The 24,305-nt window shown below is 69.3% G+C and carries 20 protein-coding genes and 1 pseudogene; 13 read left to right on the top strand and 8 right to left on the bottom strand.

Annotation, left to right across the window (positions count from 1 at the left end; translation table 11 throughout):
• Positions 1 to 310: 310 nt before the first annotated feature.
• The 7 genes from LR394_RS27640 to pknB are packed head-to-tail and all read left to right on the top strand — an operon-like array spanning position 311 to position 9,969.
• On the top strand, positions 311 to 1,072 hold the full coding sequence (locus LR394_RS27640; RefSeq protein WP_231447468.1) for an FhaA domain-containing protein: 762 nt from the start codon (positions 311 to 313) through the stop codon (positions 1,070 to 1,072).
• Positions 1,073 to 1,082: 10 nt separating this feature from the next.
• Positions 1,083 to 1,565, top strand: a complete 483-nt coding sequence (locus tag LR394_RS27645; RefSeq protein WP_231447423.1) for an FHA domain-containing protein FhaB/FipA — start codon at positions 1,083 to 1,085, stop codon at positions 1,563 to 1,565.
• A 3-nt stretch (positions 1,566 to 1,568) separates the two neighbouring features.
• Entirely contained in the window at positions 1,569 to 3,209 is a 1,641-nt protein-coding gene (locus LR394_RS27650) for a PP2C family protein-serine/threonine phosphatase (RefSeq protein ID WP_231447425.1), read from the top strand.
• Positions 3,209 to 4,864, top strand: a complete 1,656-nt coding sequence (locus LR394_RS27655) for an FtsW/RodA/SpoVE family cell cycle protein (protein ID WP_231447427.1) — start codon at positions 3,209 to 3,211, stop codon at positions 4,862 to 4,864. The genes LR394_RS27650 and LR394_RS27655 overlap by 1 nt, the downstream gene beginning before the upstream one ends.
• Positions 4,861 to 6,318 carry a peptidoglycan D,D-transpeptidase FtsI family protein gene (locus LR394_RS27660; RefSeq protein ID WP_231447429.1) on the top strand — a complete coding sequence of 486 codons (1,458 nt, stop codon included), beginning with the start codon at positions 4,861 to 4,863 and terminating at the stop codon, positions 6,316 to 6,318. The genes LR394_RS27655 and LR394_RS27660 overlap by 4 nt, the downstream gene beginning before the upstream one ends.
• On the top strand, positions 6,315 to 7,949 hold the full coding sequence (locus LR394_RS27665; protein WP_231447431.1) for a protein kinase domain-containing protein: 1,635 nt from the start codon (positions 6,315 to 6,317) through the stop codon (positions 7,947 to 7,949). The genes LR394_RS27660 and LR394_RS27665 overlap by 4 nt, the downstream gene beginning before the upstream one ends.
• A 25-nt stretch (positions 7,950 to 7,974) precedes the next feature.
• Positions 7,975 to 9,969, top strand: coding sequence for a Stk1 family PASTA domain-containing Ser/Thr kinase (gene pknB, locus LR394_RS27670; RefSeq protein WP_269329861.1), 1,995 nt, complete (start codon positions 7,975 to 7,977; stop codon positions 9,967 to 9,969).
• Positions 9,970 to 10,041: 72 nt separating this feature from the next.
• Here pknB and LR394_RS27675 read toward each other — a convergent pair whose 3' ends face one another.
• Both LR394_RS27675 and LR394_RS27680 read right to left on the bottom strand, forming a co-directional pair.
• On the bottom strand, positions 10,042 to 10,671 hold the full coding sequence (locus LR394_RS27675) for an aminodeoxychorismate/anthranilate synthase component II (RefSeq protein ID WP_231447433.1): 630 nt from the start codon (positions 10,669 to 10,671) through the stop codon (positions 10,042 to 10,044).
• Positions 10,672 to 11,556: a DUF881 domain-containing protein gene (locus tag LR394_RS27680; RefSeq protein WP_231447435.1), complete on the bottom strand. Its 885-nt coding sequence runs from the start codon at positions 11,554 to 11,556 to the stop codon at positions 10,672 to 10,674. It lies immediately after the preceding gene.
• Positions 11,557 to 11,648: 92 nt separating this feature from the next.
• On the opposite strand from LR394_RS27680, the gene LR394_RS27685 reads away from it, so the two are divergent.
• Positions 11,649 to 11,897, top strand: coding sequence for a cell division protein CrgA (locus LR394_RS27685; RefSeq protein ID WP_231447438.1), 249 nt, complete (start codon positions 11,649 to 11,651; stop codon positions 11,895 to 11,897).
• Positions 11,898 to 12,034: 137 nt separating this feature from the next.
• Entirely contained in the window at positions 12,035 to 12,643 is a 609-nt protein-coding gene (locus LR394_RS27690; RefSeq protein WP_231447439.1) for an HAD family hydrolase, read from the top strand.
• Here LR394_RS27690 and LR394_RS27695 read toward each other — a convergent pair.
• Positions 12,640 to 13,536: a rhomboid family intramembrane serine protease gene (locus LR394_RS27695; protein WP_231447441.1), complete on the bottom strand. Its 897-nt coding sequence runs from the start codon at positions 13,534 to 13,536 to the stop codon at positions 12,640 to 12,642. The two genes, LR394_RS27690 and LR394_RS27695, sit on opposite strands and share 4 nt — an antisense overlap.
• Positions 13,533 to 14,027: a peptidylprolyl isomerase gene (locus tag LR394_RS27700; RefSeq protein WP_231447472.1), complete on the bottom strand. Its 495-nt coding sequence runs from the start codon at positions 14,025 to 14,027 to the stop codon at positions 13,533 to 13,535. Before LR394_RS27700 ends, LR394_RS27695 begins: the two co-directional genes overlap by 4 nt.
• Before the next feature lie 327 nt (positions 14,028 to 14,354).
• Here LR394_RS27700 and LR394_RS27705 point away from each other — a divergent pair, with 327 nt between their 5' ends.
• Positions 14,355 to 15,038 carry a hypothetical protein gene (locus tag LR394_RS27705; protein WP_231447443.1) on the top strand — a complete coding sequence of 228 codons (684 nt, stop codon included), beginning with the start codon at positions 14,355 to 14,357 and terminating at the stop codon, positions 15,036 to 15,038.
• A gap of 40 nt (positions 15,039 to 15,078) precedes the next feature.
• On the opposite strand, the gene LR394_RS27710 is transcribed toward LR394_RS27705, so the two are convergent.
• Positions 15,079 to 17,091 carry an AfsR/SARP family transcriptional regulator gene (locus tag LR394_RS27710; RefSeq protein ID WP_231447445.1) on the bottom strand — a complete coding sequence of 671 codons (2,013 nt, stop codon included), beginning with the start codon at positions 17,089 to 17,091 and terminating at the stop codon, positions 15,079 to 15,081.
• 79 nt (positions 17,092 to 17,170) lie between these two features.
• Here LR394_RS27710 and LR394_RS27715 point away from each other — a divergent pair, with 79 nt between their 5' ends.
• On the top strand, positions 17,171 to 18,040 hold the full coding sequence (locus LR394_RS27715; RefSeq protein WP_231447447.1) for an alpha/beta fold hydrolase: 870 nt from the start codon (positions 17,171 to 17,173) through the stop codon (positions 18,038 to 18,040).
• On the opposite strand, the gene LR394_RS27720 is transcribed toward LR394_RS27715, so the two are convergent.
• The 3 genes and pseudogenes from LR394_RS27720 to LR394_RS43750 all read right to left on the bottom strand — a co-directional run.
• Positions 18,029 to 18,472, bottom strand: a complete 444-nt coding sequence (locus tag LR394_RS27720) for a regulatory protein RecX (RefSeq protein WP_231447449.1) — start codon at positions 18,470 to 18,472, stop codon at positions 18,029 to 18,031. The genes LR394_RS27715 and LR394_RS27720 overlap by 12 nt on opposite strands.
• A gap of 33 nt (positions 18,473 to 18,505) precedes the next feature.
• The gene (locus LR394_RS27725; RefSeq protein WP_231447451.1) at positions 18,506 to 19,570 is read right to left on the bottom strand and encodes a COX15/CtaA family protein; all 1,065 of its coding nucleotides are present in this window, start codon (positions 19,568 to 19,570) and stop codon (positions 18,506 to 18,508) included.
• A gap of 594 nt (positions 19,571 to 20,164) precedes the next feature.
• Positions 20,165 to 20,476 (bottom strand): annotated as a pseudogene (locus LR394_RS43750) (DMT family transporter); the annotation flags it as partial.
• A gap of 302 nt (positions 20,477 to 20,778) precedes the next feature.
• Between LR394_RS43750 and LR394_RS27735 the strand changes: the two are divergent.
• Both LR394_RS27735 and LR394_RS42120 read left to right on the top strand, forming a co-directional pair.
• The gene (locus tag LR394_RS27735; protein ID WP_231447456.1) at positions 20,779 to 21,747 is read left to right on the top strand and encodes an FAD:protein FMN transferase; all 969 of its coding nucleotides are present in this window, start codon (positions 20,779 to 20,781) and stop codon (positions 21,745 to 21,747) included.
• A 127-nt stretch (positions 21,748 to 21,874) separates the two neighbouring features.
• On the top strand, positions 21,875 to 24,070 hold the full coding sequence (locus tag LR394_RS42120) for an ArnT family glycosyltransferase (RefSeq protein WP_269329862.1): 2,196 nt from the start codon (positions 21,875 to 21,877) through the stop codon (positions 24,068 to 24,070).
• The last annotated feature ends 235 nt before the right edge of the window (positions 24,071 to 24,305 follow it).

Genomic DNA, 24,305 nt, shown 5'->3' on the forward strand with positions numbered 1-24,305 from the left:
CACGATCTGCGGGGGCCTCTTGACCACCCCGCCACCGCCCGGTCGTCCGATGAGCCACAAGCCGGACATCGGGGGATAATCGCGGACGATCTTCGGTTCCCGTCGCATCCGCGAGATGGACCGGCTCGCGGATACGCTGGAGGTGACCGGACCCGATGACGCGGATCGTCGCGCGCCCCTCGGCCGTTGTGCCCGAGGATGCGCCGCGACAGGTGCCGCTGAGCGGCCCGGTCGTGCATAGAGGGGTGACTGCGGCAGGATCTACCCGGACCGCCAGTCGCCACCGGACCGGGAGGAGGTAGCCGTGGGAATGTTCGACCGCATGGAGAAGGGCATCGAACGCGCCGTGAACGGCGCCTTCGCCAAGGCCTTCAGGAGCGAGGTGCAGCCGGTCGAGATCGCCAGCGCCCTGCGCCGCGAGATCGACGACCGGGCCACCGTGGTCGCCCGCGGCCGCACCCTGGCGCCGAACACCTTCGTGGTGGAGCTCGGCGAGGGTGACTTCTCACGCCTCGGCGAATGGCAGGACACGCTCGGCGACGAGCTGCGCGACGTGGTCGCGGAGCACGCCGGCTCCCAGGAGTACTCCTTCGTCGGGCCGATCACGGTCCGCTTCGAGGAGGCGCACGACCTCGACACCGGCCTTTTCCGGGTCCGCAGCACCACCACCCGCGGCACCCGGCCCCAGCAGGCCCATCCGCAGCAGCAGGCTCTCTCCCGGGGCCAGCAGCCGCAGCCGGGCTACGGGGGGTACAGCGAGCAACCGCCCGCCCAGCACCAGCAGCAGCCGGATCATCCGGCGCTGGTGGTCGACGGGCGGGTCTACCCGATCACCGCGGCGGTCACTGTGATCGGCCGCGGTACTGAGGCCGATGTGATCGTGGACGACATCGGGGTGTCCCGCCGACACGCCGAGGTCCGGGTCGAGGGCGGCCGCCTGGTCGCCGCCGACCTGGGTTCGACCAATGGCACGTTCGTCGACGGAGAGCGGATCGATACCGCTGAGGTCGTCGACGGCAGCCAGATCAAGATCGGCCGCAGCACTCTCGTCGTCCGCTTCGGATCATGGTGATGAAACCGCGATGAGCGAGCTCACGCTGACCCTGCTACGGCTGGGTTTCCTTGCAGTGCTCTGGCTGCTGGTGCTGTCGGTGGTGGCGGTCCTGCGCCGCGACCTGTTCAACAGTGCCGCCCGCCGCCCAGCCATGGCCGGGGCCGCCCCCGCCCCGGCCCGCGGTGGTGGAGGCAGACCTCCGGCGCAGCAGGAACCCCCGCCACCGACCCATCTAGTCGTGACCGCGGGATCACTGAAAGGCACGACGATCCCGCTCGGGCAGGCTCCGATCCTGCTCGGAAGGGCACCGGAGAGCACTCTGGTGCTGGACGACGACTTCGCCTCCGGCCGGCATGCGAGGCTGTCGTTGCGGCACGGTGTCTGGATGGTCGAAGATCTCGGGTCAACCAACGGGACCTTCTTGGGACGCAACCGCGTTCAGGACCCGGTACCGATCGCCCCCGGAGCACAGGTCCGGATCGGGCGTACCGTCCTAGAGCTGCGGAGGTAAGACATGGCGATCGCGTTGCGGTATGCGGCGCGCTCCGATGTCGGCCTGGTCCGGTCCAACAACCAGGACTCCGGCTACGCCGGTCCCGACCTGCTGATCATCGCGGACGGTATGGGCGGACATGCGGGCGGTGACATCGCGTCCTCCATGGCCATCGGTGAGATGGCCCCGCTGAACGACATGCAGCACGACGCGGGCGAGGCGGCGCTGGACGAGTTGCTGGAGTCTCTCCGGCACGTGCAGCGGGAGCTGGAACAGCGGGTGGCGCAGGAGCCGGCGTTGTCCGGCATGGGCACCACGGTCACCGCGCTGCTGCGGGTCGGGAGCACCCGGCTCGGGCTGGCGCACATCGGTGACTCGCGGGCCTACGTGCTGAGCAACGGGCGGCTGGACCAGATCACCCGGGACCACACCTTCGTCCAGCGGTTGGTGGACGACGGGCGGATCACGCTGGCCGAGGCGGAACAGCATCCGCAGCGTTCGGTCCTGATGCGGGTGCTGAGCGACGTGATGGACGACGTCGACCCGGACCTGTCGATGATCGAGGCCCGGATCGGCGACCGTTACCTGCTGTGCTCGGACGGGCTGTCCGGCGTGGTCAGCTTCGAGACCATCGAAGAGACGCTGGCCTTCGGCAAGGACCCGGCCAGCACCTGCGACCAGCTGGTTCAGCTGGCCCTGCGCAGCGGTGCCCCGGACAACGTCACCTGCATCGTGGCCGACGTGGTCGACCCGGTCAGCTCCCCCGTCAGCATCGAGCCGGTGGTCGTCGGAGCCGCCTCTCTTCATCCCCAGCCGCGGATCGGGTTCGGTGGATCCGCGGCTGAACGAGCGGCCGAACTGACCTCGACGGCGCCGATCCCGGTGGTGCGCGACTACGACAACCGCGACCACCCGGGCGAGCAGCTCTACGACGACCAGTACACCGATCGTTACGAGGACGGGTACCAGCAGCAGCCGTACCAGGACGAGTACCGCGACGGGTACCCGAACCAGTACGACGATCAGTTCGACGACCGCTACGAGGACGGTTCCTCCCGTCAGGAGGAGCCGCCGCCCGGGCGGCGCCGGGGCGGACATGACCAGGGCGACGAAGGCAAGGGCGGCAAGAGTCGCCGGGGCCTGCGGCTCGGTCTGTTCGGCCTGGTATTGGTTCTGGTGCTGGCCGGGGGTGCCTTCGGGGCCTACCGGTGGAGCCAGGGGCAGTACTTCGTCGGGGCCGAGGCCGGGGCGGTGGCCATCTTCAAGGGCCTGCCGCAGTCGGTCGGCCCGCTGGACCTGAAGAGCATCGCCACCCGCGCTCCGGACGTGCCGCTGGACGGCCTGTCCGACGAGAGCCGGAGCAAGGTCGAGAGCGGCATCACCGCCGAGAACGAGGCCGCGGCCCGGTCCAAGGTGGACGATCTGCGCACCGAGGTGCAGTGCCGCGAGGCGGCCGAGCAGGCCGCCCAGACCCCGACGGTCGAGCCCACCGGTTCGGCCGGCCCGACGGTCGAGCCCACCGAAGGCGCGGGCAACGGTGGCAACGCCGGCAATGCTGCGCAGACGAACAGCACCGACACGCCCACGCAGAGTGTCGGCCCGACCACGCCGTCCACGTCGCCGGGCGGTGAGACCTCGCCCGACTGCGGGGGAACGAACTGATGGCGGCCGCACGCTCCGCCGCGCCGCGTACCGGCCGGAACATGGAAGCCCTGCTGATCGTCGTGGCGATCGGCCTGGCGATCGGCGCCTACGCCATGGTCGGCCTGGCGGTGAACGACGCGCTGCCGCCGGGCATGCTCGGTTACGGCGCCGGGCTGGGCGCTCTGGCACTCGTGCTGCACTTGGTGGTGCGTAAGTTCGCGCCTTACGCCGACCCCACGCTGCTGCCGCTGGCAATGCTGCTGAACGGCCTGGGTCTGGTGATGATCCACCGGGTCGACCTGGCCCTGGGCAAGGGCTTCCTCGGGTCGGCCGCGTTCAAGCAGCTGCTGTGGACCACGCTGGCGGTCGTCGCCGCCACCGTGATCATCGTCTGGCTCCGGGACCACCGGCAGCTCAGCCGGTACACCTACAGCGCGATGGCCGGCGGTCTGGTGCTGCTGCTCCTGCCGCTGGTCCCGTTCCTGGGCCGGACCGTCAACGGCGCCCGGATCTGGATCTTCATCGGGCCGTTCTCGTTCCAGCCCAGCGAGATCGCCAAGATCCTGCTCACAATCTTCTTCGCCGGATATCTGGTCACCGCCCGGGACTCGCTGTCTCTGGCGGGCCGGAAGGTGCTGTGGATGCAGCTACCCCGGGCCAAGGACCTGGGCCCGTTGCTCACCGCCTGGGGCGTCACCCTGGCCGTGTTGGTGTTCGAGCGCGACCTCGGTACCTCGCTGCTGTTCTTCGGGCTGTTCATCGGTCTGCTCTACATCGCCACCGAGCGCGTCAGCTGGGTGGTTCTGGGTATGGGGTTGTTCCTGGGTGGGGCCTTCGTGGCCACCCAGCTCTTCAGCCACGTCCAGGGGCGTGTGAACTACTGGCTGCACCCGTTCCGCGAGGACATGATCGACAGCAGCACCCAGATCGTCCAGGGCATCTTCGGGATGGCCAGCGGCGGTCTGATCGGTACCGGCCTGGGCGAGGGCAGCCCCTACGGGACCACGCTGTCGTACTCCCAGAGCGACATGATCTTCGCCGCCCTCGGCGAGGAGCTCGGGCTGGCCGGCCTGTTCGCCATCCTGCTGGCCTTCGCCCTGATCGTGGAGCGCGGCCTGCGCACCGGGATCGCGGCCCGCGACGGGTTCGGCAAGCTGTTCGCCACCGGCCTGGCGCTGAGTATGGCGCTGCAGGTGTTCGTGGTGGTCGGTGGGATCACCCGGGTGATCCCACTGACCGGTCTGACCCTGCCGTTCATGGCCGCCGGTGGTTCGTCGCTGCTGGCCAACTGGATGATCATCGCAATCCTGCTGCGGATCTCCGACTCCTCCCGGCGCCCACCGACCGCGTCCGAAGGTCCGCTGTTCGACCTGCCCTTCGACGAACTGCCCGACGAACTCAAGAACGACCCCGAATTCCAGGAGGACCGGCGCCGCCTCGGCGGCCAGGAGAACGAGCCGAACAGTCAGGGCATCCCGGTCGGGCACAGCCGGGCCTCGGAGGATCAGCACTACCGCTCGGCCGACACCGAGCACGGCTGGGACGATCAGCCTGGCCTCGACGAGCCGGAGTGGGACAACCGGCCCCGGACCGGTGGCCATCAGCTCGGCCAGAACACCCGGCGTCGGCCCGACGCACCGGACTACGACCAGGAATCGGCGGTGAACCGGTGAACAGCCCGATCCGCAGGCTGGCAGCGGTCATCACCCTGCTCTTCGCCTCGCTCTTCATCAGCGTCACCTACATCCAGGTGGTGGCGGCCAAGGAGCTGGAGGACCACCCCCGCAATCTGCGCACCATCGCCAAGGAGCGCAGCCGCGAGCGTGGCCAGATCTTGGCCGGCACCAAGGTGATCGCCAACTCCAAGGCCGTCGAGGACAGCGCGTACCCGTTCCTGCGGGAGTACCCCAACGGGCAGATGTATGCGCCGGTGACCGGCTACTACGCTCTGCTGAGCGGCACGTACGGGCTGGAGAACGCCGAGAACAGTTACCTCTCCGGAACTGCGGACGAGCTGTTCCTGCGCAGCCTGACCACCATGCTCACCGGGGAGCAGCCAAAGGGCGCCTCGGTCGAGACCACGATCGTTCCCGCCGCACAGAAGGCCGCCTGGGACGCCCTGGGTGACCAACGCGGGGCGGCAGTCGCGCTCGACCCGAAGACCGGCGACATCCTGGCCATGGTCAGCAAGCCGTCGTACAACCCGAACAAGCTCTCCACGCACGACACCACCGCATCGCGGGACGAGCGCGCGCGGCTCAACGCGGACGAGCTGGAGCCGCTGATCAACCGCAGCATCGCCCAGCTCTACCCGCCCGGCTCGACGTTCAAGATCGTCACCGCGGCGGCCGCGCTGTCCAACGGCGACTACGCCCCGGACTCCGAGAACAACATCGACGGCTCGACCACGATCACGCTGCCGCAGACCACCGCGACGATCAGCAACAGCGGGATGCACGCCTGCGGCGACGGCTCGCCGACGCTGCTGGAGGCGTTCGCCGACTCGTGCAACACCACGTTCGCCAGGATGGCCATGGACCTGGGCCAGGACATCATGCAGGAGCAGGCGGCCAAGTTCGGTTTCGGCCAGGAACTGACCGTCCCGCAGACCGTGGCCAAGAGCAGCTTCGCCGAGGGCGAGCTGAACGAGCCGCAGCTGGCCCAGTCCGGCATCGGCCAGTACGAGGTCCGGACCACCCCGCTGCAGGTGGCCATGCTCTCGGCCGGGGTCGCCAACGACGGGGTCGTGATGCGGCCCAACCTGGTCAAGCGAATCTTCAGCGCCGACGGCAAGACGGTGTCGGAACGCAGCCCGGAAGAACTCTCGGAGGCGGTCACCTCGGACGTGGCCGACCAGCTGACCGAGATGATGACGGCGACGGTGCGAGAAGGCACCGCCACCAACGCGCAGATCTCTGGCATCGAGGTGGCCGGTAAGACCGGCACCGCGCAGAATCAGCCGGGCGAGAACCCGCACGCCTGGTTCACTGCCTTCGCACCGGCGGACGATCCGCAGGTCGCGGTTGCGGTGGTGGTCGAGCGCGGTGGAAATGCAGGTAGCGAAGCCTCTGGCGGAAGGGTCGCGGCTCCGATCGCCAAGGCTGTGATGGAGGCGGTGATCAAATGATCACCAATGTTGGACAACGACTTGGTGAACGCTACGTCCTGCGCGAGCGCCTGGCCGTGGGTGGCATGGGCGAGGTCTGGGCGGCTGTCGACGAGGTCCTGAACCGGCCCGTCGCGGTCAAGGTGCTGCGCACCGACCTGGCTCCGGACGCCAACTTCCAGGCCCGGTTCCGGGCCGAGGCCCGGACCGCCGCGGCGCTGAGCCACGGCGGGATCGCCGCGGTCTACGACTACGGCGAGGCGCTCGGCTCGGCCTACCTGGTGATGGAACTGGTCCCGGGTGACCCGTTGTCGGCGATGATCGCCGACGAGGGGGCGCTGGGTTCCGAGCGGACCCTCTCGATCGTCTCGCAGGCGGCCCGGGCCCTGCACGCCGCGCATCAGCACGGGGTGATCCACCGGGACATCAAGCCGGCGAACCTGATGGTCACGCCGGAGCTGCGGGTCAAGGTCACCGACTTCGGGATCGCCCGGCCCCGCGACCACGAGCCGCTGACCGCCACCGGCCAGGTAATGGGTACCGCCCACTACCTGGCTCCGGAGCTGGCCCGCGGAGAGACGGCCTCACCGCTGTCGGACGTGTACGCGCTCGGGGTGGTGGCCTACGAGTGCCTCACCGGATGGCGCCCTTTCGAGGGCGACAACCAGGTCGCGGTGGCCACTGCGCACCTGCAGGACGAGCCGCCGCCGCTGCCGGAGACCATCCCGGCGCAGATCCGCAGCATCGTGATGTCAGCGATGGCGAAGAACCCGGCCAAGCGGCCTCAGGGGGCCAACGAGCTGGCTTCGCTGATGGAGGACGCTCGACTGCGCGGCTTGGGTGGACGCCCCGGTGGCGGCGCTCCGGAACTGGCCCCGCCCGCCAGTGGCGACCAGGCCTGGCCGCAGGACGGCGAGACTCAGATCGCCCCGACCGGTCGCCGTAACGCCGCCCTCGACCGCAACGCCGGCGGCCCCGCGCGTCCCTCGGCCTGGGAGTCGCGCAACCAGCGTCAGCAAAACCCCTACGACGGCCGCGGGCCAGGGGGTCAGCAGGGTCAGGCGCCGCTGGCCGACTCGGGGTACGCCCCCGCGCCGGACCACAGCTACCGCCGGGACCAGCGACCGGACCCCCGGCAAGACCCGCGCCAGGATCCGCGCCAGCAGCAGCCCAGTGGCTACCGCCCGCAGAACCGGCCTGATCCGCGCAGCCCTCAGGGCCGTCCGGGCGGGTACGACCAGCAGCAGCGCTTCGACTCGGGCTACGACGACAACCGCCGTCCGCGCCAGGGGTACTCCAGCGGTCAGGGCGGTTACGACCGTCAGGACGACGATCCGTTCTCCTCGCTGGGTTCAGCCGGTGACTACTCCGCGCGCGGCGCCAACCGGGGTCCTTCTCGGACCCGGGCCAGCCACGGCCGTTCCGGTGGCGAGGGCTCGTCGGGCGGACGGGGTGGCCGGCGCCGGCTGTCGATCCCGCTGATCGCCCTGATCGCGCTGATCGTGCTGGTCGCGATCGTTTACCTAGCAACCAGAAGCGACGCGGCCACCGCCTCGGCGTACGAAGCCGGATTGCGATCCGGTCACTTCACCTCGTCCGGGCTGTTCGAGCGCAACACTGGCCTGGGCACAGGCGTCGGGATCAAGGGATGATGGACGCGGCCAGGACGACGTCAGGATGGAACCGGTGAACGACAACGTGCGGGTGCTCGGCAACCGCTACGAGATCGGCGGGTTGCTCGGCCGTGGCGGTATGGCCGAGGTGCACGAGGGCCGTGACGCCCGGCTGGGCCGGACCGTCGCCGTCAAGCTGCTGCGTACCGATCTGGCACGGGATGCCACGTTCCAGGCCCGGTTCCGGCGCGAGGCGCAGTCCGCCGCCGCGCTGAACCACCCCTCCATCGTCGCGGTGTACGACACCGGCGAGGAGTCGATGGTCGAGGCCACCGGCGGGGTGGTGAACCTGCCGTACATCGTCATGGAGTACGTCGAGGGCCGCACCCTGCGAGAGGTGCTCGGCGAGGGTCATCACCTCGACGTGGACGCCGCGCTGGAGATCACCACCGGGGTGCTGGCCGCGCTGGAGTACAGCCACCGGATCGGCATCGTGCACCGGGACATCAAGCCGGCCAACGTCATGCTGACCCCGGTCGGCGACGTGAAGGTGATGGACTTCGGCATCGCCCGGGCGATGGCCGACTCCTCCTCCACGATGACCCAGACCCAGGCCGTCATCGGCACCGCGCAGTACCTCTCCCCCGAGCAGGCGCGCGGTGAGCAGGTGGACACCCGCAGCGACCTGTACTCGGCCGGCTGCCTGCTCTACGAACTGCTCACCGGCCGCCCGCCGTTCATGGGTGACTCGCCGGTCTCGGTGGCCTACCAGCACGTCCGGGAGCAGCCGATCCCGCCGAGCCACGTGGTCGGCGGCATCCCCGAAGCGGTCGACCGGATTGTGCTGCACTCGCTGGCCAAGGGCCGCGACGAGCGCTACCAGACCGCGCAGGACTTCCGCGCCGACGTCGAGGCGGCCCGGGGCGGACGGCAGATCTACGCGCCGATGCCGGCGATGACCGGCTCCAACGCCACCACGCAGTTCATGCCGGCGGCGGACGGCACCCAGGCGATGCCGCCGGTGCCGAACGCGGCCTCCGCGTACGGCGACCAGGCCACCACGGTCGGCAATCAGTACGACCAGTACGACCAGTACGGTCAGCAGCCCGACCAGTACAGCCGGCGCTCGCGGGAGCCGGAACCGAGCAACCGCAAGCCGCTGATGATCGGGGCCGGGATCCTGGCCCTGATCGTGGTGATCGCGATCATCCTCAGCCAGACCGGCCTGTTCGGTGGCGGGGACGGCAGCGGTGACGGCGGGGGCGGCGGTGACTCCGCGGTCCAGGTCGAGATCCCGGCCGATCTGGTCGGGATGAACGAGAAGGTGGCCCGGAAGGCGCTGACCGACGCCGGCCTGCCCGAAACGCAGATCGAGATCAAGAAGAAGAACACCACCGAGGCGACCGAAGTCGGCAAGGTCATCACGGTCGACCCGGCCTCGGGTGAGACCGTGACCACCACCGACACGGTCACGCTGACCATCGGCAAGGACGCGAACACCTCCAGCGTTCCCGAGCTGAACGGTAAGACCCAGGAGCAGGCCAAGACGCTGCTCGCCGAGGAAGACCTGGTGCTCGGCAGCGTGGGCGAGGCCACCAGGAGCAGCTCCACCACGGCCGGCATCGTGGTCAGCAGCGATCCGGGATCGGGTACCAGCCTCGAGCCCGGCACGACGGTGAACATCACGGTCACCTCGGCCCAGGTCACCGTGCCCAGCGTCGAGGGGATGAACTACGGCGCGGCCAAGAAGGCGCTCGAGGCGGTCGGCCTGAAGGTCTCCCGCACCACCGTCGAGACGAACGACGTCGCGGTCAACACCGTCATCGAAGCGGAGGTCGGCGCCGACGAGTCGGTGGCCCGGGGCTCCACGGTCGGCCTGCGGGTGGCCAAGGCCGAGAGCGTGCCCACCCAGGAGCCGACCGACGAACCGTCGACGCCCACAGAACCGACCGCGGATCCGACCGATTCGGTCACCCCCACCGATTCGGCCACCCCGACCGAGTCGGCGGGTGACGACGAAGAAGAAGAGGAAGACGGCGGCGGCCTGTTCAACCCGTAGTCCCGCAGTACGCGCAACGGCCCCAGGCAACCTGCCTGGGGCCGTTCGGTTTTGTTCAGGAGCTTGCAGACGTCAGCGGCGCACCAGCGGTGCCATCCCGGCCGAGCGCTCCACCGCACCCGGGTCGCCGCAGACCGCCAGCCAGTTCGCGAGGATCCGGTGCCCGCCCTCGGTGAGCACCGACTCGGGGTGGAACTGGACCCCGAAGAGCGGCAGCTCGCGGTGCTGCAGGGCCATCACCGCCCCGCCCTCGGTCCGGCCGGTGACCTGCAGCGTGGCTGGCACGGTGTCGGCCACCACGGCCAGCGAGTGGTAGCGGGTGGCGGTGAACGGGGTGGGCAGGCCCTCCAGCACACCGACGCCCTCGTGCAGCACCGCGCTGGTCTTGCCGTGCATCAGCTCGCTGGCGTGCGTCACGGTGGCCCCGAAGGCCTCGCCGAGCGCCTGGTGGCCCAGGCAGACGCCGAGCATCGGCTGCTTCTTCTCGGCGCAGTGCAGCACCATCTCCGGGCAGATGCCGGCGTCCTTGGGGGCGCCGGGACCGGGTGAGAGCAGGATGCCGTTGTACTCGTCCGCGTCCGACAGCTCCACCTCGTCGTTGCGGCGCACCACGCACTCGGCGCCGAGCTGGGTCAGATAACCGACGATCGTGTAGACGAAGCTGTCGTAGTTGTCCACGACCAGCACTCTGACGGGCTTCACTCAGGACTCCTGGGGACTGTCGGTGGTTTCTCGGGCAGTGGTGGGTTCGGCACCCGCGACCCGGGCGTGGCTGAGACTGAGCGATCCCTGGTAGCTGGGGAAGTCCAGCTTCTGGACCTGCTCCACGTCCCAGCCCAGCCGCAGCGAGGCCACGTACTGCAGGTAGATGTTGATCTGCGGGGAGTCGTCGACCGCCGTACGCATCGCCTCGACGTCGCCGATCGCCCGGATCACGTAGGGCGGGGAGTAGACCCGGCCCTGCAGGATCAGGGTGTTGCCCACGCAGCGCACCGCGCTGGTCGAGATCACCCGCTGGTCCATCAGCATCATCGCCTCGGCGCCGCCCGCCCACAGCGCGTTGACCACGGCCTGCACGTCCTGCTGGTGCACCACCAGGTCGTCCGGCCGGGCCTGGCTGGGCACCGAGGAGTCGCGCGGCGCGTCGTCCAGGGTGATGGTCAGGCCGGGGCCGCTGACCGGGACCAGTCCGGCCTCGGCCTCCACGTCGCTGGAGCCCTGTTCCAGGTCGCGGATCGTGGCATCGCTCAGCGCGGCGGCCGCCGTGTCGGCCTTGACCTGCTCGTTCAGCTCGGCGACGCGGGCCGACTGCTCCTGCACCCGCTCGTTCTCGGCCTGCAGCAGATCGGCCAGGCTGGCGCGTTCGGAGCGCAGCTGGGTGCCGTGCGAGGTGTAGGCACTGGTCGAGAACAGCAGCCCGGCCACGACCAGCACGGCCCCGACCCCGAAGGCCCCGACCCGGGTGCGCCGCGGGCGCCGCACAACTGGGTGCGCAGTGCCCGCGAGGGGCAGATGAGGGTCGGGCGGAGCTGTGCGAGAGCGGCCGTGGCTGTGCACCTCGACTGAATCGTCCGATGCGGGGGCCACGGCACTACGCTAGAGGACATTGCCGCACGCCCACGGCCCGTGGGCGCGTGCAGCAGCTGTGAGAGCCCGTCCGTCCCCTGAGGAGTCCGTCCATGCCCGAGTCCAAGCCGCGGAACAAGGGCGGCTACGAAGCCCCCCGAGCCAAGGCTGCCGCCCAGAAGCCCAACGGCCGTTTCTTCGCGCCGATCATGGTCGGGTTCCTGCTGCTGGGGCTGGCCTACATCGTGGCCTACTACCTCACCCAGGGCGACTACCCGGTCCCCAGCCTGGGTGACTGGAACCTGGTGGTCGGCATCGGGATCGCCCTCGTCGGCTTCGGGATGCTCACCCGCTGGCGCTGAATGAATTACACCGGTGAAAGTTGTCCCCAGACTTTTCCACAGGTGTGAACAACTTCGATCGAGCCCAGCGGTTGCGGCGTGAAAATCACCGCACCGCGGGCCATATCGAACCAGGTCGAGCAAATGGTGAAACACTCTTGAAACAGACACAACCCGCGGTGGTCTTCGACATCGGTGGCGTGCTGACCACGTCCGAAGGTGGCGTGCCCGAGCTGTCGGATCTGATCGGGGTGGAGCGCGAGCGCTTCGCGGTGCCGTACTGGAAGCACCGGCCCGACTACGACCGCGGCACCCGGCCCGCCGAGTACTGGGGTCTGGTCGCGGCCGACCTGGGCATGGAGTTCTCGGAAGAAGATCTCGCCCGGGTCGATGAGTTCGACGCCCAGCGCTGGTCCCGGCTGGCCCCGGGCCGGCTGGAACTGATCACCGCGTTGCAGGACGCCGGGGTGAGCACGGCGCTGCTGTCCAACGCACCGGCCTCGATGGCCCAGGTGGTCAAGGGCAGCGACTGGTCGGCCGGGTTCGACGAGCGGGTGTTCTCCTGTGACCTGGGCCTGATCAAGCCCGACGCGAAGATCTACCAGGCGGTGGAGGAAGCGCTGCAGCGGCCCGGACCCGAGCTGGTGTTCTTCGACGACCGGCCGCCGAACGTGGAGGCCGCCCGGCAGCGTGGTTGGCAGGCCTACCGGTTCACTACCCAGCAGGCCTGCCAGGAGGCCCTGCGCGACCTCGGTTTCGAGGTCTAGTAGCCGCCGAGCGGAATGAGCAGCCCCTCCGGGACCAGGCTGATCTTGATCGCGTAGGCGGCCGCCAGCAGCACCACCAGCCCGACCAGGCCCGCGGCCTGCACCGCCGTGCGATTGGCCCGGGGTGCGTACGCCAGAACCCCGGCGGCCGCGACCCCGGCCACCAGCCCGCCCAGGTGCGCCTGCCAGGCGATGCTGGGCAGGAACAGGCCGAACGCGAAGTTGATCGCGATCAGCACCACGACCTGGGTGGTGTCGCCGTTCAGCCGGCGCTGGACCACGAAGAACGCGCCGAACAGGCCGAAGACGGCCCCCGAGGCGCCCACCGTGATGGTCCGCCAGCCGGAGCCGACGTCTGCGTCCGGCACCGCCAGCAGGAAGTAGCCGATCGAGCCGCCGACTGCGCTGATCAGGTAGAGCGCCACGAAGCGGATCCGGCCGAACAGCCGCTCCAGGTACGGCCCGGTGACCCAGAGCGCGTACATGTTGAACAGGATGTGCAGCGGGCTCGAGGGCGAGTGCAGGAACGCCGCCGTGACCAGCCGCCAGGGCTCGGACAGGGCGTACGGCGAGTAGAACGAGAAATCGGCCGTGACCTGTGGGTTCGACCGCTGCAGGAACCAGGCCACGACGCACAGGCCGATGATCGTGAAGGTGACCACCGGACGGGTGTCCTGGGTCAGCACGGCCCCGAACGGGGTGCGGGCCTGGCGCACGCCCTTGTTCTGCTCACGCACGCAGTCGATGCACTGCACCCCGACCGCGGCCGCGCGCTGGCACTCGGGGCAGACCGGGCGCTCGCAGCGCTGGCAGCGGACGTAGGAAACGCGGTCCGGGTGGCGCGGACAGACCGGTTCGGCCGCCGCGCCACCCATGGAGGGCTGAGAGCTCACCCGCGCTCGATGGTGACCCGCTCGATCACCACGTCCTTCTCCGGACGGTCACGACGGTCGGTGGCCGTCTTGCCGATGCTGTCCACCACGTCGCGGCTGGACTGGTCGGCGACCTGGCCGAAGATCGTGTGCTTGCCCTGCAGGTGGGTCGGGGTGCTCGTGGTGATGAAGAACTGCGAGCCGTTGGTGCCCCGGCCGCCGCGGATCCCGGCGTTGGCCATCGCCAGCAGGTACGGCTGGGTGAACGAGAGCTCCGGGTGGATCTCGTCGTCGAAGTTGTAGCCCGGGCCGCCGGTGCCGGTGCCGGTCGGGTCGCCACCCTGGATCATGAAGCCCTCGATGACCCGGTGGAAGATGATGCCGTCGTAGAAGTGCTTGCCGTTGTTGGCGCCCTCCTGGGTGCCCTCGGCGAGCTCGACGAAGTTACGCACCGTCTTCGGCGCGTGGTTGGGGAACAACTGGATCCGGATGAGACCGTGGTTGGTCAGCATGTCGGCGTACAGGTTCGAGGGAAGCTGCTCGGTCAACGGGTTGACCCCTTCTGCGTGGCGGGTTTGCGTGCCGGGGAAGTCTGTCACGGACGGTGGCACACGACCTGCGCGGTTCGCCCTCCGCAAACACTTCCGGCACCTCCTGGGGCTCCTGGTCCAACGCACGAGCACCGCACTTCGATCCGACACCCGGCACTTCGGCTTGGAACCGGCCGTTAAAGATCACATAGTTGATCCGACGACCGGGCTCGGGTGGCACATCGCCCAGATCGCGGAACGATGGGCCCCAGACGTGGAGAGACCCGCACGAGAAGGAGGACGATGGCCGTGAGAGCGCGAAGCAAGAGGGCCAAGGCGCAGAAGGAGGCCCGGGCTCAGCTGCGGTCCGCGCTGGACACCGCGGCGGTCAACGCCCGCACGGGCGGCACGCTCGTCGCCGAGCGGGTCTCCCCGGTCGCCCACGCGACGAAGGACAAGGTGGCCGTGGTCACCAAGGACAAGGTGGTCCCGGCGGTGCGCAACGCCGCCGACCACGCCGGTCCGGCCCTGGAGAAGGGCTACAGCCAGGCTCGGGAGAAGGCCGCTCCGGTGGTCGCCCACGGCCGGGACAAGGTGGTCGACGACCTGCTGCCGAAGCTGGCCGAGGCGATCGCCGCGGCCTCGGCGGCGGCCATCGCGGCCCGCGACAACGCCGTGGACCACGCCCAGGAGCGCGCTGCCGACGTGGTGCAGAACCTGCCGGCCAACAAGAAGGCGCAGAAGAAGGCCCGTCGCCGTCAGCGTCGCCGTCGCTTCCTGATCTTCACGGTGATCACGGCGGCCGCCGGTGCGGCCGCAGTGGCCTGGAAGCAGCGCAGCGCCACCGAAGATCCGTGGACGCCCGACCCGGGGGTCACCACGATCAACGGCGCCGCGAACGGCACTCCGCTGGCCACGCCCGGCACCCCGGTGGCGTCGGTCGAGGACGAAGAGTCCGCGCAGGTCACGGACGATTACAAGACCGAGCGCTGACCGGCTCGGGTTTCACAGCAACGGACGTCCCGGTCGCCTCTCAGGGGTGACCGGGACTTTCGTGGTGCGTCCGGGCGAGGACTTCGCGCTCCTTGGCGAAGTGCGTTTCGGCTCGGTCGTTCTCGCCCAGAGCCTCGGCCAGCCTGCCCAGATATCCGGCCACCGGCCCCAGCGTTACCATGCCGCTGCCCGCCCCGGCCAGCTCTCCCTCCGCCGGAAGCAGCTGCGCGTAAAGGCTTGTCATCATTGGCTGGTCGTTGTTCCGGATCGCCACCTCGGCCTGCAGACAGGTGCGAACCTCGAAGAGCAGATCACGTGGGGACGCCGGCGCCGGGTTGGCGTCGATGATCGCCTGGTACCAGGGCTGGTAAGGGCCGAAGTCTTCTCCTGACAGGCGTTTTCCGTCTCCACCGTGGGTCAGGTCCAGGCAGAGCAGGGCCAGCGGCAGGATGCCATTCTCCACGCCGGGCATGCCTGAGCCGGGAAGCTTGGCGGCGGCCTGGGCATAGGCGGCTTCGGCGGCATCGGCAGTGCCGGTGATGGCCGTGCGCAGCGCCGAGTACCAGGCCGTGAACACCCCGACCAGGGGAATCCCGTGCTGCTCGGCCAGGCGGTCAGCAGTCTCGGCGTGGCGGTCGGCGGCCGATAGGTCGGCCAGCGCCGCGTACGCCTGCAACAGGATCAGATGCCCCAGCACAGCCACCGTCGGCAACCCCTGATCCGGCGGCTGAGCCGCAGCGATCTCCAGCAGCTCATGACCGATCAGGGCACGTTGCGGGGCCAGGCCGGCCCGGTCGAAGGTCTGCAGGAAGCGGCCGTTGAGGGCCAGGGCGAGCAGGCTCGGATCGCCCAGCCGGCGGGCCAGCTGCTCGGCCTCACGAGCCGCCTGCAGCCCGCGCGGCCCGCTGTCGGCCCGCCTTTCCAGCGCGATCGTGATCAGCAGACGGGTGCGCTCGACGAGGTGTTCTTCAGCCGGAAGCCCGACCAGCGCCTGTTCCGCCGACTCGACCAGAAACGTCGACAATTCTTCGTCATCATTGGCCGTCCAGATCGCGGGGACGTCGAAAGCCCCTACCACCTGGGCAAACAGCAGCGGGTCGGCCAGCTCGGCGGCCGCCCGCACCGCCTCGGCCCGGTACTGCCGGGCCTGCGCCAGCTCCCCGGTGACCGCGAGCGCCCGGACCAGCCCCAGCAACGCCTCCAGCCGCTCCCGCCGACCGGCCGCGCTGGTCGTGGTCGGGTCCTGCCCGCTGATCGCCGCCCGCCAAAGCCCGGAAACCTTCTCCGTCACCGGCTTTTCCAGATGCTCGGCCTGGGCCAGGACATCCTGCTCCAACCGCCGCAACGCCTCGCCCGGATCCACCCCCAACTGATCGGCCAGCACCTCCCGAACCTGCCGCAACGCAGCCAGCGCATCCCCCTGCCGACCGCTGCGGTACAGCCCGAGTGCCAGCAGCCGCCACCCGTCCTCCCGTAACGGATGCCGCGCAACGTGGGCCTCAAGTTCCGGCACCACCGCCGCCGCCCTCCCCAACCCCAACGCCGCCTCGGCCCGGCGCTCAACGCCCAGGCACCGCAACTCCTCCAGTCGCTGCACTTCCACCCGAGCCCAGGACTGATCGCCGAACTCTGCGTACGCAGGCCCGCGCCACCGTCCCAAAGCACGTTCTAGCTGGTCGTGAGCGGGTAGAAGCTGGCCGGCGTGCAGCCGTCGCTCACCCTCGCGGACCTCCTCGGCGAATTTCCAGGCGTCTACTGCGGAGGGCCGCAACACATAACCGGGCGCCTGGGTGAGAAGCAAGTGCGAGGCCGTGCGAGGAGGCCGATCGGGCTCCAAGGCCTTGCGCAACGCCCCGACGAAGGTCTGGACCGTGCCGAGCGCGTTCTGGGGCGGGTCGTCCCAGAGGTCGTCGATCAGCCACTGCACCGGGACCACGCGAGGGGCGGCGATCAGCAACCGGGCCAGCACCGCGCGCTGCTTCAGGCCGCCCAATCTGACCGGCCCGGCATGGTTCTCGACCTCCAGCGGGCCGAGCACAGCAAAGTTCAGCATCGGGCTACACAGTAGGTCTTCATGCCGACCTGACCAGCCACTGATCAGCTACTGATTCACCCAGGACACCGTAACCGGCATGACCCCACAGATCCCCGGCTTCGAAGTGACCAGAATCCCCGCCACCGAAGGCATCCACCTGAACGTGGCCGTGGGCGGCACCGGCACCCCGATCGTCCTCCTGCACGGCTTCCCGCAAACCCACGTCTGCTGGCGCGAGGTAGCCGTCCAACTGGCCCGAACCAACACAGTCATCGCCCCTGACCTGCGCGGATACGGTGACAGCGACAAGCCCGAAGACAGCGGCACCACGTACTCCAAGCGCACCATGGCCGCCGACATCGTCGCCGTCGCCCAGCACCTCGGCTTCGAGAAGTTCGCCCTGGCCGGCCACGACCGCGGCGCCCTGGTGGCGATCCGCGCCGGCCTCGACCACCCCGACGTCATCACGCACCTGGCCTCGCTCGACGTCTTCACCACGCTGGACACCTGGGATGTGATGGCCGGCCGGGCCGCCGCCGTGGGCTGGCATCTCTACCTGATGGCCCAGCCCCCGGGCCTGCCGGAAACCATGATCAACGCCGTGCCGGACGAGTTCTTCGGCCACTTCCTCGACGGGTGGGCCAAGACGCCTGTGCCCACCGACGTCCGCAATTTGTACTTGAAGAAGTCCCGCGAAGCCGTCGGCTCGATCGTCGCCGACTACCGCGCCTCGGCCGGGATCGACGTGGAGCACGACGAGGCCGACCGCGCGCAGGGCAACCGGCTGAAGATGCCGGTGCTGGTGCTGCAGCAGGACTGGGGACCGCAGATGACCGGGCACGCCGTGCAGCGCTGGCAGCACTGGGCGCCCGATCTGGAACATCGCACCGTGACCTGCGGGCACTTCATGGCCGAGGAGGACCCGGAGCTGATCGTCCAGGCCCTGCGCGACCTGCTAGCTCGGTAGTGAGCTGTCCCCACCGAGGTTCTCGATCATCCGCCGTAGCGTGTTGATCGTGGTCACGTAGTCGTCCGGATCGATGCCCGCGAGCGTGTCCTGCTGCGCCGCGGACATCCGTCCCCGGGCCTTTTCCAGCTCCTGGGTGCCGAGCGCGGTCAGGCTGAGGGTCTCGTTCTCCGCCAGCCAGCCGCGCTCGATCAGATCGTCGAACACGTCCTCGAACTCGATCCCCAGGTCGTCGAACGGCTGCAGCTTGTCCGCCAGTTCGGTCCGCGCCCAGGTACCTCGCGCCACGTGGTTGAGCGTCCACCAATGCGGCTGGGTGAGCTGCTGGATCGCCAGTTCGGCGCGCAGCCGGCCGACGGTTGCCTGGTAGGCAACCCGGCTCCAGTAGCCGATCGGCTGGGCGGCGACCTGCTCGGTGGGGTACTCGTTCATGCGGTCACCGTAGGAAATGAACCGTGCTTGAGGTCAAGCGTTGGCCGGGGCGGGCGTCTCGGGCTCCCGCTCGAGGGCCACCGGATCGGGGTGGATGGTGGCCAGCAGTACGCGCAGCAGACCCACCCAGACCAGCGCTGCACCGACCATGTGCGCGGCAACCACGACCCAGGGCAGGCCGTCCAGGCTCTGGTACACGCCGATCAGCCCCTGCCCGAGCAGCAGCCCGACCAGGATCAGGCCGCGCTGGAAGGTCTTGCGGTCGCCCGCCTGCTGGGCGGCCCAGGTGCAGCCCACGGCCAGCACCAGCACCAGGAGCGCGATCAGGCCGTGCAGCCAGGCCAGCCCGGCCCAGTCCAGCTCGATCCGGTGCACCTCGTTGGAGTCGCCCGGGTGCGGGCCGGCACCAGTGGTCAGTGTGCCCGCCACCACCAGGAGCCCACCCACGGCCAGCAGGATCCAGGCCAGCTTGGTGCGCACCGGACGGGTGGGGTCGGGCGGGATCTGATTGAGGACGCTCGCACTGTCGGCTTTGTCTTGTTCCATCAGCGCCTTGGCCCGGCGGTAGCGCGTGCCCGGACCCTCAGGCACCGAGAACTTGCTGCTCCAGCGCTCGAAGGCCGGGCTGTGGGCGTAGTCGTAGCTCAGCGTCGTGGTGGTCAGCAGCAACGTGGCCGCGCAGAAGTGGATCGCCACCATGTACGGGTTCAGGCCGGTCCAGACCGTGATCCCGCCGAGCACCGCGTTCAGCAGGATGATGAAGAACTGCGACCAGGTGGTGCGCACCAGCCAGCGGTTGGGCACCTTCTGCAGTCGGGCGGTGATGATCGCCAGGCCCACCGCGATCGAGATCACGAAGGTCAGCATCCGGTTGGTGAACTCGATGGTGCCGTGGATGCCCATCTCGGCAGGCACGATCAGCGAGTCGTCGGTGCACTTGGGCCACGTCGGGCAGCCCAGACCGGAACCCGTCAGCCGGACGATGCCGCCGGTGAGGATGATGCCGATACTGCACAGCAGAGCGAACGTGGTGGCCCAGCGCACCGCTCGCGGAGACAGATTTACGTAGGGCTCCAGCAGGCCGAACGGCGTACGCATGGGGTCGAGTCTGTCATGCAGCCTGCGGTGATCCGGTTGCAGGGCGTGGGTCACGGGCTTTCGGGGACGAATGGACGCGCCGGTTCGGGACCAAGGTCAGGTCTCCTTACGCCGCAGATCGGGAAAGATCGGTCCCAGGTCGGAATCCGGATCGGTGCTCATATCGTGCCGGGGTCGCGCCTGCCTCGGAACGAGGCCGGTGCGTGGGGTGAGCATGGGCGCTTCTCCGGATTCCGACTCAGCTTCTTGCGGGGCCTTTCCGAGGTTGGGCGGGGCGTCCGGGCGGGTGAGCTTGACCCGGTCCAGCGAGATCGCCCCGACAAAGGCCGAGGATGTGATCGTGGCGTCCGGGCCGATGCTGAATTCGATCGGCTGGTTGCGGATGTCGGCGACCGGGTTGCGGATGTGCGCCCCGCGATTGTGAATGCGTACAGGCCGGTTCTGGACGCGGGCCCGTTGATTCGGGATGAACGCGGTCTTGTTCTGGGCATTTGGTTTTTGGCCGACCGGCTTTTGAGTGGCGGGCTTTTGGGTAGCGGGCCTTTGAGTGGCCGGCTTTTGGCTGGCTGGACCGCCGGCCGCATGGGCCTCACCTCCGCTGAGGTTCAGCACGATCACACCCAGCACGATCAGGAGCACCCCGCAGGCCCGGGGCAGGGTGATCGACTCACCGAACAGCATGATCCCGACGATCGTGATCGCCGCCGTTCCGACCGCCGACCAGATCGCGTAAACCAGGCCCACGTCAAATGTTTTCAGCGCGAATCCGAGTAAGCTGAAACAGCCGACGTAGCCCACCACCACAATCACACTCGGCCAGAAGCGGGTGAATCCGTCGGCGGTCTTCAGACTGACCGTCGCAATGACCTCCAGCACGATTGCCCCGGCCAAGGCCAGCCAAGCCACGAAAATCCCCCAGATCCGGACGTGATCAACTTTCCCGGAAGCCTAACCCGAAACTGACTGCGGAGTAGCCGACCCCGGGGCGAACGGGCCGAATTTCCGCGAATTAGAAGCTCATTTCGGGGGCGGTCCCTGCAAATCGGGCATTCGATGACCCGATTCGAATTCCGTCCCACCAGCACAGGTGGTGCACAGAATTCACAGGTCTTTCTTAGGTAACACGCACAGCAGACTTTCAGACTGCTCTGCCGATCAATCCAGCTGCCGAGTTCAAGGTGATGACAACGAATTCCTGAGGAGGAGCCGTGGCCATCACCGATCTCGTCGCACCTGGTCTTCTGCCGATGCAGCGCACCCGGACCAGCGGTGCCAGGAGCGCCAGCTGGCCCGCCTGGGGTACCACCGCGTCGGTCACGGTGGACGATCCGGCCGCGCTGAACGTGGCCCGGCGGATCGTGGCCCGGCAGTTCGCCGCCGCCGAGAAGGCGGCGGCGCGGTTCCGGAAGGATGCCGAACTGCACAAGCTCTACCGCGCGGCAGGTCGTCCGGTGACGATCAGCCCGTTGCTGGCCGAGCTGGTGGCGGCGGCTCTGCGGGTGGCCGAGCGCACCGACGGTGATGTCGACCCCACGGTGGGCGCGGCGATGACCTGGGCCGATTCCCGCGGCCGGGATCGTTCGGCGCTGCCGGTCTGCGGGTCCCGCACCACCCGGTCCCGGCCGGTGCCGGGCTGGGAGCAGGTCCGGCTGGAGGGCCGCAAGCTCCAGGTCCCGGCCGGAACCACGCTCGACCTCAGTGCCACCGCCAAAGCGGCGATCTGCGACCGGGCGGCCGCCCGGGTACACGAGCGGGTGGATGCCGGGGTGCTGGTCCAGCTCGGTGGGAACGTGGCTTCGGCCGGTCCGGCGCCGGCCGAAGGATGGCGGGTGCGCATCGAGGATCGCCCGTACGGCGAGGTCTACCTGGATCCCGGCTCCGCGCTGGCCACCTCACGTTCCGGGGTCCGGCCTGGTCATCGCCGGGATCCGCGAGTCAGTCAGCTGATCGATCCGCACACCGGGGAACTGCCGCTGCCGGTCTGGCGGATGGTCAGCGCCATCGGCTTCAGCGCGCTCGAGGCCTCGGCCTACACCACCGCCTCGCTGGTGCGGGGCACCCGGGCGCGTACCTGGCTGACTCAGCTGTGGGTGCCCGCGCGGCTGGTCACAACGGCCGAGGACGAGTTGCTCGCGGGCAACTGGGAGGCCCACACCGTTGCCCTGAAAGACCTTTAGAACCAACCGACGCGTGACCTCACGTTTGGGTGCCTCCGGCGCGTCTACCTAGTGAGGACTGCTTTCTTCCGGGCGTTTTCCGACCGCTTGCTGCTTTCCGACTGCCATACGACAAGGACCAGAACTGATGACGACCACCCTCGACAGCCCGGCCGGCGCCGAGCCATCGGAAACCGGAAGACGAGCCGCCCGATCCGCCCAGCGGCCGTCCCGGCTGAACTCGCTGGTCCGGGGGCGGGCAGAGGACGCCCCCTGGGTCCGGCCGGCGCTGTTCGGCCTGCTGGTCAGCACCGCCTTCCTGTACATGTGGGGGCTGGGTGAGTCGGGCTGGGCCAACTCGTTCTACTCGGCCGCGGTGCAGGCCGGGTCGGAGAGCTGGAAGGCGTTCTTCTTCGGCTCCTCGGATGCGGCGAACGCGATCACGGTGGACAAGCCGCCCCTGGCCCTGTGGCCGATGGCCCTGTCGGTGCGGATCTTCGGCCTGAGCTCCTGGAGCATCCTGCTGCCGCAGGCCGTGATGGGAGTGGCCACCGTCGGCCTGCTCTTCACCACGGTACGGCGGCACTTCGGCGCCGGGGCCGGGCTGCTGGCCGGGGCCGTGCTGGCCACCACGCCGGTGGCCGCGCTGATGTTCCGCTTCAACAACCCCGATGCGCTGCTGGTCCTGCTGATGACGGCCGGAGCGTACTTCGTGCTGCGGGCAATCGAGCACGCCCGGCTGCGCTGGCTGGTGCTCGCCGGGGTGATGGTCGGCCTGGGCTTCCTGACCAAGCAGCTGCAGGCCCTGCTGGTGGTACCCGCCTTCGGTCTGGCCTACCTGTGGGCCGCGCCGACCAGCTTCGCCAAGCGGATCGGGCACCTGCTGGCCGCTTTCGCCGCGATGATCGTCTCGGCCGGCTGGTGGATCGCCATCGTCGAGCTGGTCCCGGCCTCGGCCCGGCCCTACATCGGCGGCTCGCAGAACAACTCGATCCTCGAGCTCACCCTCGGCTACAACGGCCTGGGCCGGCTGACCGGTGAGGAGACCGGCAGCGTCGGCAGCAACGGCAACTGGGGCGAGACCGGCATCACCCGGCTGTTCACCTCCGAGTTCGGCGGCCAGATCACCTGGCTCCTGCCGGCCGCGCTGATCCTGCTGGTGGCCGGGCTCGTCGCCACCCGAAAACTGCCCCGCACCAGCACCGGCCGGGCCGCGTTCATCGTCTGGGGCGGCTGGCTGGTGACCACCTTCGTCACCTTCAGCCTGATGCAGGGCATCTTCCACGCCTACTACACCGTTGCCCTGGCCCCGGCCATCGCCGCCCTGATCGGCATCGGCGTGGCCACCCTCTGGCGCAGCAAGACCACCGGCGTGCTCGTCCTGGCCGGCACCGTCCTGGCCACGGCCCTGTGGAGCTTCACCCTGCTGGCCCGTAGCTCCGACTGGCACCCCTGGCTGCGCTACGTCGTCCTGATCGCCGGTGTCCTGGCCGCCCTCGGCCTCGCCGCCTCCACCTGGTTCACCGCCCAGATGAACGCAGCCACCCGCCGACGCCTCATGCTCGGCGTCGGCTCCCTGGCCCTGATCTCCGCCCTGCTCGGCCCGCTCGGCTACTCCCTGAACACCGCCTCCACCGCTCACACCGGCTCCATCCCCTCCGCCGGCCCCAGCGTCAGCCAGTCCGGCTTCGGCGGCGGTCCGGGCGGCGGCGGTAACGGTGGCGGCCCTGGCGGCGGCACCGGTGGCGGCGGTTTCGGCGGCGGCACCGGCGGCCCTGGTACTCAGTCCCAGGGCGGCACCCAGTCCCAGGGCGGCACCCAGTCCCAGGGCGGCACCCAGTCCCAGGGCGGCTCGCAGTCGCAGGGCGGAACTCAGTCTCAAGGCGGAACTCAAGGCGGCCAGTCCCAGAGCCAAGGCGGATTCGGCGGCGGCGGAATGGGCGGCGGCGGTGGCGGAATGGGCGGTCTGCTCAACGCCACCGACCCCAGCGACGAACTGGTAGCCGCCCTGCAGTCCAACGCCGACTCCTACACCTGGGCCGCCGCCACCGTCGGCTCCAACAACGCCTCCGGCTACCAGCTGGCCTCCGAAGAACCGGTCATGGCCATCGGCGGCTTCAACGGCTCCGACCCCGCCCCCACCCTCGCCCAGTTCCAGGAATACGTCGCCAACGGCCAGATCCACTACTTCATCTCCGGCGGCAGCGTCGGCCAGAACAGCATGGGCGGCAGCGACGCCGCCGCCGAGATCACCGAGTGGATCGAAGCCAACTACACCGCCACCACCATCGGCGACACCACCGTCTACGACCTCACCCAGGCCACCACCTCAACCACCAACTGACCCCCGACCCCCGCGCCACCCCACCTCCCAGGTGGGGCGGCGCCCCCATGCCCACTTCCCCCACGCCCACTTCCCCCACGCCCACTTCCCCCATGCCCGCTCCCACTGGCCCCTTCCCCCACGTCTACTCCCCACGAGCCCACTCCAAGCAAGCCCACCCGCACCGTGTAAGCACCTCACCTGGCCACCTCACCTGGCCACCTCACCTGGCCACCTCACCTGGCCACCTCACCTG

This window comes from Kineosporia babensis, from assembly GCF_021129305.1.
GTDB lineage: Bacteria > Actinomycetota > Actinomycetes > Actinomycetales > Kineosporiaceae > Kineosporia > Kineosporia babensis.

Coding starts and splice junctions, on each gene's coding strand:
- LR394_RS27640 (WP_231447468.1), top strand. CDS start 311: ATGTTCGACCGCATGGAGAAGGGCATCGAACGCGCCGTGAACGGCGCC.
- LR394_RS27645 (WP_231447423.1), top strand. CDS start 1,083: ATGAGCGAGCTCACGCTGACCCTGCTACGGCTGGGTTTCCTTGCAGTG.
- LR394_RS27650 (WP_231447425.1), top strand. CDS start 1,569: ATGGCGATCGCGTTGCGGTATGCGGCGCGCTCCGATGTCGGCCTGGTC.
- LR394_RS27655 (WP_231447427.1), top strand. CDS start 3,209: ATGGCGGCCGCACGCTCCGCCGCGCCGCGTACCGGCCGGAACATGGAA.
- LR394_RS27665 (WP_231447431.1), top strand. CDS start 6,315: ATGATCACCAATGTTGGACAACGACTTGGTGAACGCTACGTCCTGCGC.
- pknB (WP_269329861.1), top strand. CDS start 7,975: ATGGAACCGGTGAACGACAACGTGCGGGTGCTCGGCAACCGCTACGAG.
- LR394_RS27685 (WP_231447438.1), top strand. CDS start 11,649: ATGCCCGAGTCCAAGCCGCGGAACAAGGGCGGCTACGAAGCCCCCCGA.
- LR394_RS27700 (WP_231447472.1), bottom strand. CDS start 14,027: ATGCTGACCAACCACGGTCTCATCCGGATCCAGTTGTTCCCCAACCAC.
- LR394_RS27710 (WP_231447445.1), bottom strand. CDS start 17,091: ATGCTGAACTTTGCTGTGCTCGGCCCGCTGGAGGTCGAGAACCATGCC.
- LR394_RS27715 (WP_231447447.1), top strand. CDS start 17,171: ATGACCCCACAGATCCCCGGCTTCGAAGTGACCAGAATCCCCGCCACC.
- LR394_RS27720 (WP_231447449.1), bottom strand. CDS start 18,472: ATGAACGAGTACCCCACCGAGCAGGTCGCCGCCCAGCCGATCGGCTAC.
- LR394_RS27725 (WP_231447451.1), bottom strand. CDS start 19,570: ATGCGTACGCCGTTCGGCCTGCTGGAGCCCTACGTAAATCTGTCTCCG.
- LR394_RS42120 (WP_269329862.1), top strand. CDS start 21,875: ATGACGACCACCCTCGACAGCCCGGCCGGCGCCGAGCCATCGGAAACC.